Annotated in this window: 13 protein-coding genes; 5 read left to right on the forward strand and 8 right to left on the reverse strand. The window is 43.7% G+C overall.

What is annotated here, in order from left to right; translation table 11 throughout:
- Nucleotides 1-75 precede the first annotated feature (75 nt).
- From V6W81_RS16795 to V6W81_RS16810, 4 genes are all read right to left on the reverse strand, one after another.
- Nucleotides 76-1,770, reverse strand: a complete 1,695-nt coding sequence (locus tag V6W81_RS16795) for an ABC transporter substrate-binding protein (protein WP_338539825.1) — start codon at nucleotides 1,768-1,770, stop codon at nucleotides 76-78.
- Nucleotides 1,771-2,041: 271 nt separating this feature from the next.
- Nucleotides 2,042-2,314: a barstar family protein gene (locus V6W81_RS16800; RefSeq protein ID WP_145048733.1), complete on the reverse strand. Its 273-nt coding sequence runs from the start codon at nucleotides 2,312-2,314 to the stop codon at nucleotides 2,042-2,044.
- An 11-nt stretch (nucleotides 2,315-2,325) separates the two neighbouring features.
- Entirely contained in the window at nucleotides 2,326-2,760 is a 435-nt protein-coding gene (locus V6W81_RS16805; RefSeq protein WP_338539826.1) for a ribonuclease domain-containing protein, read from the reverse strand.
- Between the two features lie 211 nt (nucleotides 2,761-2,971).
- A complete protein-coding gene (locus V6W81_RS16810) occupies nucleotides 2,972-3,886 on the reverse strand; it encodes a DsbA family oxidoreductase (RefSeq protein WP_338539827.1) in 915 nt (304 codons plus the stop codon).
- Between the two features lie 145 nt (nucleotides 3,887-4,031).
- Here V6W81_RS16810 and V6W81_RS16815 point away from each other — a divergent pair, with 145 nt between their 5' ends.
- Nucleotides 4,032-4,388, forward strand: coding sequence for a winged helix-turn-helix transcriptional regulator (locus V6W81_RS16815; protein WP_338539828.1), 357 nt, complete (start codon nucleotides 4,032-4,034; stop codon nucleotides 4,386-4,388).
- 106 nt (nucleotides 4,389-4,494) lie between these two features.
- Here V6W81_RS16815 and V6W81_RS16820 read toward each other — a convergent pair whose 3' ends face one another.
- Nucleotides 4,495-5,013 carry a DUF3231 family protein gene (locus V6W81_RS16820; protein WP_056690316.1) on the reverse strand — a complete coding sequence of 173 codons (519 nt, stop codon included), beginning with the start codon at nucleotides 5,011-5,013 and terminating at the stop codon, nucleotides 4,495-4,497.
- A gap of 170 nt (nucleotides 5,014-5,183) precedes the next feature.
- On the opposite strand from V6W81_RS16820, the gene V6W81_RS16825 reads away from it, so the two are divergent.
- On the forward strand, nucleotides 5,184-6,038 hold the full coding sequence (locus V6W81_RS16825; RefSeq protein WP_310135949.1) for a manganese catalase family protein: 855 nt from the start codon (nucleotides 5,184-5,186) through the stop codon (nucleotides 6,036-6,038).
- A gap of 104 nt (nucleotides 6,039-6,142) precedes the next feature.
- Here V6W81_RS16825 and V6W81_RS16830 read toward each other — a convergent pair whose 3' ends face one another.
- On the reverse strand, nucleotides 6,143-6,493 hold the full coding sequence (locus V6W81_RS16830) for a hypothetical protein (RefSeq protein ID WP_056690309.1): 351 nt from the start codon (nucleotides 6,491-6,493) through the stop codon (nucleotides 6,143-6,145).
- 173 nt (nucleotides 6,494-6,666) lie between these two features.
- Between V6W81_RS16830 and V6W81_RS16835 the strand changes: the two genes are divergently transcribed.
- From V6W81_RS16835 to V6W81_RS16845, 3 genes are all read left to right on the forward strand, one after another.
- Complete coding sequence (locus V6W81_RS16835; protein WP_338539829.1) at nucleotides 6,667-7,548, forward strand: AraC family transcriptional regulator; 882 nt, start codon at nucleotides 6,667-6,669, stop codon at nucleotides 7,546-7,548.
- 108 nt (nucleotides 7,549-7,656) lie between these two features.
- Nucleotides 7,657-8,934, forward strand: coding sequence for a glycoside hydrolase family 27 protein (locus V6W81_RS16840; protein ID WP_338539830.1), 1,278 nt, complete (start codon nucleotides 7,657-7,659; stop codon nucleotides 8,932-8,934).
- A gap of 291 nt (nucleotides 8,935-9,225) precedes the next feature.
- On the forward strand, nucleotides 9,226-9,819 hold the full coding sequence (locus V6W81_RS16845; protein ID WP_338544014.1) for a DUF5412 family protein: 594 nt from the start codon (nucleotides 9,226-9,228) through the stop codon (nucleotides 9,817-9,819).
- Between the two features lie 23 nt (nucleotides 9,820-9,842).
- On the opposite strand, the gene V6W81_RS16850 is transcribed toward V6W81_RS16845, so the two are convergent.
- A complete protein-coding gene (locus tag V6W81_RS16850) occupies nucleotides 9,843-11,234 on the reverse strand; it encodes an MFS transporter (protein WP_338539831.1) in 1,392 nt (463 codons plus the stop codon).
- 122 nt (nucleotides 11,235-11,356) lie between these two features.
- A complete protein-coding gene (locus V6W81_RS16855; RefSeq protein ID WP_338539832.1) occupies nucleotides 11,357-11,947 on the reverse strand; it encodes a TetR/AcrR family transcriptional regulator in 591 nt (196 codons plus the stop codon).
- Nucleotides 11,948-12,085: the final 138 nt, after the last annotated feature.

Raw genomic sequence — 12,085 nt, forward strand, 5'->3', positions numbered from 1 at the left:
GTTTTGGGAGGATTTAATCCATTAATACCATTCATCAATCATCATTTAGATGGGCACAATGCGGTTTGATTTTTACTATTGAATTTCTTTTCCCGTCCACAATCGAACGCGATCTTTAATCCATTCCGTATATTGCTGCTCCATCGCTACTGCCCCCGCGTTGTCAATCTCCGTCAGCATATCATCATATATGCGGCTAAAGGCATCCGGTGAAGCGGTGATGGCTTCTGCAATTCGCTTCTGGACAATATCCTGCGTTTTTTGGTACGCAACCGTATAATCCGCACTATCCGTAGGAATCGGCATATTGTAAGCCGCCCCCCATTCTTTTACCGGAAACTCTTCTTCGGAAGGAAATAGATCCTTCCACGTTGTGATCCCGTATCCTTTCAAAGCTTCTTTCTCCACTTCCGAATAGCCTTGTTGAATCTGTTCAGGATAATTGGTTGTGTAGTAGTTATCCGTTGAATCTTTCACACCGTCGCCGTAATGTGCACCGAAAATATAATACAATCCAACGCCTGATTCTTTGGAGAACGTATTGTTATCTTTGTTCTTCTGTTCCTGTACGTCTGCTGGAATGTTGCGAACACCATCTTCTACGACATAATGCTCGCCTTCAACACCCCAGTTTCTGAGAACTTGCCCTTCTTCAGAAGACATCCAGTCCAAAAATTTGATGGCTCGCACCGGATCTTCACAATCCACTGTAATTCCGATACCATAGCCATCAAAACCGATATCTTGAAAATCTTTGCGCTGGAAGCTCTCATCAAGCGTAACCGGATAATATCCATATGTCATATCGTCTTTGCCAGCACTTTTCAATGCATTCTCAGCATCGCTGAAGCCCCAGTTCGGATCAAGCAATGACAAGACACGTCCACTGGCGATTTTGGATTTATATTGATCATCCTTTTGGACAAAACTGTCTTTATCCAACAAACCTTCATTATACATTTTGTTCAGCCATTCAAAATATTTTTTCTCCTCTGGTCGTTTATAGTGCAGAATCGCCTCATACGTATCCGGATTAATATAATACTCCCCATCGCCAGGAATACCCGTAGACATCGCCGCAGGATCGGTTACTGTAATCATCCTTCTCCAGCCATCTGCGCTAAGTGTCAACGGAATCGTTGGCTGACCGTCTTCTGTGGTAGGATGCTTTTCATAATATTGTCTTAGCACGTTCTCATAGTCTTCTAACGTTTTGATCTCAGGATATCCAAGTTCCTTCACCACGCGGTGCTGAATAGCCGCCCCGTTCGTTGCATCGAAATAAATCTGGTCAACTGCTCCATTGGTTGGAAGCCAATAGATTGAAGGGTCATCATTGCTGTATTTCAGTCGATTGAAATGCTCACCGTATACTTTTTTCAAGTTAGGTGCATGTTCTTCGATCAGATCCGTCAAATCAATCATTGCCCCAGCATCAACCAATCTGGACAAGTTGCCTTTGGGGAAGATAAGGTCTGGGTAATCGCCACTAGCAGCCATCAAGGAAATACGATCATTCCCGCCTCCGCTTGAAATATCGAAGTCAGCATCGATGGTTACTCCGGTCTCTTCAGTAATCTTTTTTCCTACCGCATCCTGCATATTGTTCCAGTTGGGACTTGCATCTGCTCCAAAGAAGCTAAACGTTATTGGGCTATCCAGATCGCTGCTGCTTGAATCGGATTGATCTGTAGAATCCCCACAGCCCGTGGTAATCAGGATACAACTAGCGACAATACATGCTCCCAATGTTTTTGAAACGGCTCTCATTTTTTTATGCCCCCTCCATAGAATAGTGAAAACAACAGTCAGTCCATCATTGAGAATGCGCTTTCAAATTACACGCTTAAATTCATACTAAACGTCTACATTGTTCCAAACCTTGATTTTCAAGCCACAAGTCTAGCATGATCTAGACATTTCGCTCGAACGCACTCAACAGAACAAGCTACTGCTCACTCACTAAACATATAAAAAAAGACGATGGTCGCCCATCGCCTTGTAACCATACATCTATATTGCTTAGCTGTGGAATGATACGCTACTTCAATTCCAATGTGAATCCTTCGATCTCCTCTTCTACCTCGCGCATCAAATCAATGACTTGGTCAGCGTATCCTCCTAGCACTTGCTTACTCTTCTCGAAATGAACCCACTGAATGGTGAGCGGCATGCTCACTCCTCCTGTTAAGCAGTCCCACAGCGCGTCTAAGTTGCGTCCGTAGTGTTCTCCCAATTCAAGCTTCGCCTGAAGCATGGCATGCAGTTCATCTCTCGCTAGTAAATGCTCTCCATCAATCTGAATGATATTCATAATACCCTCCGTTATTTTAACTGCTCAAAAGATTCATAATGGTCTGTTGTCTTATAGATTAATCCGTCGTTTGAATATAAGATTCGCTCACTTCCGCGTCTTCCACCTGAATAATGGATGTCAGCTTCATACCACGTTCGGCCTTTCTTATTCGGTAACAAGCCTTCCCGGTTTCTAAACACATCCCCGCCGATGCTTTTGCCTGGAGCAACGTCGTGCAAATTCCCTTCGCTCGGTTCCCAGCCCAATGCTCTGGCCTCTTTCTTCGTAATGTAGTTCGGCGGAAGTGCATTGTGCTCCGATATATACTTGGCGACCTCATCAAATCCCATATCCTGTGAAGCCGTAGTCGTAGTCTGATCCAGAAGCGACTGCGGCGTACAACCTGAGAACACCAGTGCAGCCAGGATGATTAACAACGTATAACCGATTTTTCTAAAAAACATGTTCATTTCTCCTTTGGGTAATCTTGCATTCTGTCGGTAATGACAATGAGTCTAATGTTACTCAGTTGTGTACGATAAATCAAATTCTTCAATTCATAGAATCAAAGTTATTGTGACGATGCATTTCATTCGCAGACAAAAAAATAAACCGACAACTAGATGTCGATTTATTAATAGTCGTTTTCATATACAGAAGTAGATTTCTTCTATGTTATCGCTGCACCACGTAGAGTTCACCCAGAATCTGTTGAGTTTCATAGGTATTCGGAGCCAATTCAGATGTGATAAATGCCTCTACCGCATGTTGCTCCAGATCATACATCACTTCAATCTCTTTGGAGAAGAGCATGTGTGTCTCTTTCAACTTGTTCGATAAGCTTGGGATGGCTCTAGGCGTAACTTCACGCGCTATGATCTGCTGAAGCGCTTGTACATACGTGTCCAGAGAGCGTGCCCCGACTACTTTGATGCCTTTGTTCTCTTCATTCACCATCACAATGGATGGAAAACCTCTAACGCCCAGGCGAGCTACCGTCTCAAAATCTTCTTCCAACAGATCCTGTGCGGACTGCTGACTGGCCTCTTCCACAATTTGCTTACCATCTAAGCCGAGTTGGTTCACTATATCCATAAGCACATGCTCATCGCCAATATTCCGATTGAATACAAACACTGCTTCACGCGCTCGTCTTAAAAATTCCTCTTCCTTACCCTTATGGGTATGTTGAATGATCTTGAATACACGTGATGGAGGATAAGATGAAAGGATCGGATCGGTGTGCCACACTGAGCCATCAATCGGCATCCGGGAATGTTCACCCACTTCTCTCCAATGACCTGCAACATCCGAAGGCTTCTGAATTCCGTTCGCTCCATCTGAGAAGCCTTGCCAGCTCGCCAGTAACCCTCCCATCATGATTCGCACATCAACGTACTGACCATACTGCTCTAGAAACCGATTCAGTACAGGCTCAAGTGCCCAACAGTGCGAACAGATTGGATCTGTCGCGTAATACAAAGTAATCTTCTTCTCCGATGGATTAAGATCCACCTCTTGCATCATATCTTCATCACCAGGGCCACATAAGCCTGTCGCTAAGTCACACATCATAGGTCCATCTGCCATTCGTAATCACACCTTTCGAATTCTCGGAGCCTCAAAAATGATTTGATTGCTCTTTCTAGTATGATTATAATAGTTGCAACCCTGACAACAAGTACTATTATTTTTCTTACTAAGTATCAAAAAGTATACTAATGGAGGTTATCAAGTGAAATATGACTTCAATCTGGATCAACTATGTCCAGCAACCTATGCATTCCAGGTAATTGGAGGCAAGTGGAATTTGCCAATACTAGCAATTCTTAGTGAGAATGAAACCATCCGGTACAATGAATTAAAAAGAAGACTTCACGGCATAACGGGTACAATGCTTACGAATTGTTTGAAAGACCTTATTGATTATGGCATTGTTCACAGAGAGCAATATAATGAAGTTCCGCCCAAAGTGGAATATTCACTGACATCCTCTGGGCAGCATTTGGTGCCATTAATTGAATCAATTGTGAACTGGGGCGAGCAGCATATTCCGTCCAGTATCAAAAGTGCAGATTCTTCAACAGAGTAGTATGTTGGACAAAACAAAATCAAGCTACCGTAAATGATGAGCAGACGCACATGCATACTATAAAAAAACAAAAAGCCGCTTCACAGCGACTTTTCGAAGGGTTTACTTAAGCCTCATCAGAATCGGGTCTTTTCACCTGAAGTGGTGGCGGAATGAGCCAGCCCTTCTCTTTGTTCATTTGCAAAATCCGCACACCTAGTGCTGTCTTTGTTACATGATATTTGGCAAATAAAGCTCCGATATCTTCCCGAATGGATTGACCTATCACTTGACTCGCCGCAACTAACCCCAAAGACGTATCTGCTGCCACTTTAGCGGCAATTTCAGGGTCTGTAAATCTAGCTCCAGCCGGAATATCTTCCAACTTAACGGGAGGTCTTTCCGGCAATGTTGGCGCAGGTGCAATACCATTCTCCGTAAGTAACGTATCGCATTCTTTAATTTCGAGTTTGGCTTGATCCAATAGATCATCCAGTATTTTTTTTAGATCCTTGTCACCCGCATGATTCAAATAAGCCTGATAACAGGACACTGCACCTTTTGCCATCATCGAACATTCCCACACACTGAAAATTTCTCCGTAGTGCATCGGCTCGTTTTTCGGATTACCACTCAAAATACCCATTTTTATTTCCCCTCCAGATCATGTGATCGTTTTTTACCCGAGATATCGTCTGCCTTAGAGCAAAATAATATTCATAATCAAGTAACCAAACTTTGTTAGTGGATCCTTTCACATAAATTGAGAAGGAAGGAAGAGACTAACCCTGTAACTTACTTGATTGGAGGACAACCATGTTTTTCTATAGAGAAGACCTAATTAATATGATCGTTCCGGACAAACCCGACCCGGCTGCAGCAAAAGTGCTGCAAGAAACACTTGGCGGTCAATTCGGCGAAATGCGAACGATGATGCAGTTTTTTTTCCAGAGCAGTAATTTCCGTGGCCAAGCGACACAGTATAGAGATCTCCTTCGGGGTGTATTTCTGGAGGAATTAAGTCATATTGAATTGGTGCAACAAACGATTAATCAATTGTTGACTGGTGCAGGTGCTGAAGGTGCTGGTCAAGCTGGCATCGATGGTGCTCCGCTGGACGAAGCAATCAAACATGCCAATCCTCATCATTACATTATGGGTGCACAGAGCTCACTGCCCGTAGATGCTGGAGGGAATCCGTGGCTTGGCAATTACGTATATGATCACGGTAACCTCGTTAGTAATTTGCTGGATAACGTTGTTTTGGAGTCAACAGGTGTACTTCAAAAAACAAGAATCTACGAAATGAGCACTAACAAAGCGTTCCGTGAAACGTTAGGTTTCCTGATCGTTCGTGATAACGCTCATCAAAATGCATTTGCGAAAGCTCTTGAAACACTTGGCGTCAATTGGGGAAAATTGTTCCCTGTTCCCAACTACGATATTAACAAGTATCCGGAATGCCAGAAGTACGTTGATCTCGGTTACCATAATGCACAATTTAACTTCCGCTTAGACCAGACACGGATTGCTGAAATATACAGCGGACAATCCCCGAGTCGGAATGGCGGTGAGCTGCAAGTCACGGAGCCACCACAAGGATTTCCGTTGCCCTATATGCCAGAGCTTCCGAACGAGCATAGTCCTGGCTTGCATGATTTAAATGCTTAAGATGCTTGAGTAATAACTGACTTATCGAGCATGTAACACACCAAAAAGGAACCCACGTTATGGGTTCCTTTTTTGCTTCATTCCTTTTTGCTAATGCCAATATCCTACTGACGATTCTGGTTGCTGAAGTTTCCATAAGTTGAAGCAGGAGAACCAATCAGTGGATTGTTATAAGGTTGTTCTATGTGAGATACATTCTGAGTTGCTGTATGTGCAATTTGTTGCGCAATGTTTGCAATTTGTTGTAATTGTTGGATCGCCGTTTGATGCCCTTGAAGAGCTGTTTGAATGATATGAGCTGCTTGCTGCTCCCGCTGTGCGATTTGGTTCAGTTGCTCAGCATTGCTCTGCTCTTGTCTCAAAAGCTGTTGATATTGCATGGATGCTTGTTGCGTTTGTTGAGTGAGCTGTTGAGCTAACTGCGTAATTTGTTGAGTTTGTGAAAATTGATTCAAGGTAAAACCTCCTAGATGTCGTTTTTATTACCTGTGTAGTATGTAAAGTGGTCATTAAAAATATTCATTCGTTCGTTTGGTTGTTCCTTAAACTTGATACGATATAATAGAACGATCAATGAACCACTGTTCCGTAAACTCAATCATGACAGCTAAGCGAGGAGGAAGTATTTATGAACATACCCAGGGGTACCTATGGCTTTCGGTTCGCTGAGGATACCGATCTACAACTTTGCGTTCTATTTGCAGTAGGGTCTGATTCAATAACCGATGCTTCTTATCATTGGGACGGATTGGAGCGTACAGATGGACCTTTGCTTCTATTTCAGTATACAATCTCCGGCGAAGGTGTATTTGAGTCACAAGGTCGCGTTCATCGTGTCACCGCAGGACAAGCATTTTTGGCCGAAATCCCGAGTTCACATCGATATTATTATCCTCCGGAATCGCAAGAACCGTGGGAATTCATATTTTTGTTGTTCAGACCTAATCTTGTACTGCCCCATTGGCGAAAATTCCTTCGTGAATCAGGAGAGATCCCCGATCTTCCTTATGAATGTGCTCCGATTCGCTTGCTGCGAATGATGGTAACCGATGCAGCGGCAGGCAGAATCACAGATCCGCTAATGGCGTCCTCGTGCGTCTATCAATTCATGACTGAATTGGTTAGGTTACAGAAAACAACCCTGCAGAACAGGGAAACCTGGTCGGAACCTATCCAACAAGCCGTTGATTTTATTGAAAACAACTATTCTAGGATGATCAGTATGGATCAACTGTCCGAGTTTGTTTCTCTCTCCAAATATCATTTCATTCGCCGCTTTTCCTCCACCACAGGTTTAACGCCTGGAGCTTATTTGACTCGCATCCGTACCGAGAAGGCGATGGAGTTGCTTCGTGGCACGAACTTAAGTGTTGAAACGATCGCAGAGCGTGTTGGATATTCCAGTGGAAGCTACTTTATCAAAGCATTTCGCAGTTTAACTGGCATTACACCCGGCGATTTTCGCAGTGGAGGAGAAAGTCTGGTTTATCGCAAATTGTTCTTCGACTGACCGCAATATATTGCTATTCGTTCATCTAGATTACTGTAGATTATTGATATTCTCCTATACTATGATAATTGTAAGAGAGCAATAAAGAATCAGTAAAGGAGCATGATGATGAATCATAAACTTGTAGCCTCAACTCCACCTCTCGGCTGGAATAGCTGGGATTGTTATGGCGCAGCCGTTACAGAAGACGAAATTCGCGGCAACGCCGAATACATGGCAGAGCATCTCAAAGACTTTGGCTGGAGCTATATTACGGTCGATATTCAGTGGTACGAACCTTTGGCTAACTCGTCTCAATACCGCGCTTTCGTTCCATTAATTATGGACGAATACTCCCGTCTGATGCCTGCTGAGAATCGGTTTCCCTCTGCTGCGAATGGGCAAGGATTCAAACCATTAGCCGATTATGTACATAGCCTAGGGCTTCAATTTGGCATCCATATCATGCGCGGCATTCCAAGACAAGCTGCACACGCAGCTACACCGATCCTTGGCACAACTGCGACTGCGCGTGATATTGCGCATCCGAACTCCATTTGTCCGTGGAATACAGATATGTACGGAGTAGATTCCTCTAAGGAAGGTGCACAGGCGTATTACGACTCGCTCTTTGAATTGTATGCGCAATGGGGTGTTGATCTGGTAAAAGTAGATGATATTGCCGCTTCTAGACTTTATGACACACATCAGCCAGAGATTGAGATGATCGCCAAAGCGATTGAACGCTCTGGGCGCCCCATGGTTCTGAGCCTCTCTCCTGGGCCTGCTCCAGTAGAGTACGCTGAACATTTCGCTGAACATGCAAATATGTGGCGAGTCACGGATGACTTCTGGGATCTATGGCCGCTGCTGCTAGATATGTTTGATCGTTGCAGAACCTGGCAGGGTATTCCTAAGGAAGGCTGCTGGCCAGACTGTGATATGCTGCCACTGGGTCACATCGGCATCCGTTCTGTTGACGGTGGCGGAGCCGACCGTTGGACTCGATTCACGCCGGATGAACAGTTGACGATGATGTCGTTATGGAGTATTTTCCGCTCCCCACTCATCTTCGGCGGTGAACTACGAGACAACGATGAATGGACGCTCTCGCTACTAACCAACCGTGAAGTTCTGCGTATGCATCGCGACAGCTATGGTGCGAGAGAAGCGCTGCGCCGTGATGATCTGATCGTCTGGACTGCACAGAATGCTGAAGGCTCCTCCTATGCTGCAATTTTCAATGTTGGTGACAAGCTTCTGCCACTTGAACTCAGCCTCGAAGAGATTAACCTCTCAGGTATTACAAAGGGTACTGAACTGTGGAGTGGCGATCAAGCCGAGTTAAGCGAGAACCGTTTAAGTACAACCATTCCTTCGCATGGCGTACGCCTTTATCAGTTTTAATTACTAATTGATTTCTTCATTTCTAGAGAACGATCGAATGAATAATCTAAGATGATCCCTGTACTCAATGTACTTCACACGGATCATCTTTTTGTTTTTTTGCAGATTGAAGCATGAGGGATTCCTGCTGGGATATGAACACATCTATTGATGATGTAGATAGCTCTGTACTGCTCCAGCGAGTAATAATGAAACTTAATAGAAGTTGATATCGTGGACATTTCTCCCAATAAAACCTTATAATACTATGTATATTAGGAAGATATGATATAGTTACATATTTTGAGTAAGATGGCTCTGAAATACTGTAATCTGAATCTAGCATGTGTGAAGGGAGACTTCATCATCGTTAAAAAAATAAGCTGGATTGCACTAGTTCTTATCCTTTTGTTGTACTCTGTTTCGTTGTACACCTTCTATTCAAGTATCCATCATATGTGGATGATTGCTGCACCTAGTTATGTCATGGTGATTCTCTCTATTCTGATGTTCATCCTTTCCATCATAAGTTTTATGGACACATCAAGTTTATTTGCCAAGATCAGAAGCTGGATCTCGACGATCCTCTCATTCATATTAGTCTCCATCCTGCTTTTTGTCGTAACAATTACATCTATCTTCTCAGGAGCCAAAGTACTACTCACTACAACGCACTCACCTAACCAGCACTATACGATTAACTTCTATAAAACGGATGCGGGAGCCATGGGAAGCTTCGGTATTGTAGGGGAGTTACAAGGAGCACTGTGGTTCAGAAAAGCGGTGTATTGGGAGAGTAAGATGGATCAAGTAGAGCTACAATGGCATAACGACCATACGGTTATCGTGAATGGACATACACTTGACATTGGAAGCGGTGAAACATGGGGGTTTCAGTCCGAATAATTCGAGACTGTCCCCCCATTCTGTTAACGATTCTGTCTGACCTGAAGGTCTACGACGGGTTTACGTCCATACTGCATCACATAAAACAGCAGCATCACAGCGACACATAAGGCGAGTACGACAAAAATGTTACTATACACGAAAGTACTCTTCACTTCTATCCAAGGATTCAAATGAACAGAAGTTGCCCCCCGATCAAGCACCTTGCCAAGAGCTGCGGTAGATACAGATGCCGCGATGAAATTGAACATAGATAACAATCCCATTCCGATGCCGATGTGCTCCTTGGGAAGTGTCTGTGCAATCGTATTGGACATCGCGATCTGCATGTAGGATTGACCTAACACTGCCAAGATCAGAAATACAGCAATCCAAATCGGTGACGCACTGATAACAAAGGATAAGCAAATGAAACCGATGATGAGTAGTACAGAAGCCGTATATAACAGAAAAGCATTCCCTTTCTCATCGGCGAGCTTCCCGCCTTTACGTCCTAGAAGAGCAGCAACGAGCGCGGATGGGAGCATGATCATTCCAGTTAGAGCTGGTGAGAAGCCATGAACTTGTGCTAGTAATTGTGGCGTTATAAATGGAATGCCAAAACCAATGGCGACCAGCACGAATGCAATGCCCATGCCAATGGCATAAGGTTTGTTGTGGAATACGGCTGGCTTGACGAATGGTGCTTCAGCGTAACGAATTCGTAAGATGAACAAGATCAAGATCACGATGCCTGTCACTAAGAACCATAGGTTGGATTGAGTCAACGCGAGTAACAAGGCAGCAACTGTCCCCGCTAATGTTAATCCCCCGATATAATCCATTTTTTCACTGACTCCTCTGTCGTCATCCAGATACTTTCGATAAAAAGGTAGTGTCGCAAGCGAAAGCAACGGAATAGCAAATAGAAACTGCCAGCTTAAGGCACTAGATACGAATCCGGCAACAATAGGACCTAACGCAGATCCAAGAGCAATACCAATGGCAGAGGTGCCCAGGGCTTGACCCCGCTTCTTAGGTGAGAAGTAACGAACCGGAATGATCATAGCAAGTGCAGGAATGACAGCAGCTCCAGCCGCTTGCACAATCCGTGCAACAATAATCATCCAATATTGAGTAGCTACGATGCCGATCACAGAACCTGCCGCGAGCAATAATAGACCAAACGTAATTAAGTGCTTTATGCTGTACCTATCGGTGAGCTTGCCATAAGTAACTGTTCCAATTGCATATACAATCAAATAACCTGTCACAATCCAGCTCGATTGAGAAGCCGTAAGCTGAAATTGTTTGCTAATTACCGGCAATACCACATTAAACATCATGCCATTCATGACAGAAATAATCAGGGTGAAGACAAGCACTCGGAGTAATAACGTCTCCTTACTCTGTGAAGCAGAATGATTGGTAGTCATATATGTTCCTCATTTCTATAATCTAGATGTGTCACTCAGCTCGGAGCTTATGCGAAATAATTCGTTAAACTTAAGTGAAAAATGACTGTCAGTGCTTACTGACATATGAGAGCTAAAAAAAACTAGGGGGTTAAAGCCCTAGTAAACGTCCATACACTTTCTGTAATAATGCGATCCAAAGAGAGCGATGGAAAACGAGCATCTTCATCCAAATTGTTAATAAACACACCGTAATTCAAAGCCATAAATGAAAAGGCTTGATGCTCAAAATTCGTTTGAACCAGCTTCCCTTTGTCATACATGATGCTAAAATACTCGGTAATAATCTCTAAGAGCTGTCTTGGATGTTTAATCGTACGATCCCGAAGCCCCGGTAGATGTTCCTCTTCCTTAAACCCGATCAGAAACAGCTTCCGATTGCGGTTCATGATCTCGTGATACGTTCTGCTAATCAAAAGCAAGTCGGTGTGCAGATCCCAGACTAGCTTTTCATTGAAGATCCTCGTCATTTCTTCGGAGTAATAATATTGATCAAATGCCGATTCCAAAAGGTTCTGCTTGGTTCCAAATTGGCGAAATAGCGTTTTCTCACTTAAGCCAGCAGTAGTCGCGATTTCCATCGTTGTTACGCTTTTATAACCTTTTTTTGAGATCAAATCAATCGCAGTCATCATTAATCGTTCTTTGCTGCTATAGTCTGTACGACTAGACATTTCTCTGTCCTCTCTTCTATAGAATGTCAGTACTTACTGTCATACAAGACATAGTAACGATTCATCACATAGATGTCAAGAAGCTCTCTGATCTGCGATTATCATTGCCGACTGCTGAGTGAACTGTCACTATTCCCT

The organism is Paenibacillus tundrae (genome assembly GCF_036884255.1).
Lineage (GTDB): Bacteria > Bacillota > Bacilli > Paenibacillales > Paenibacillaceae > Paenibacillus.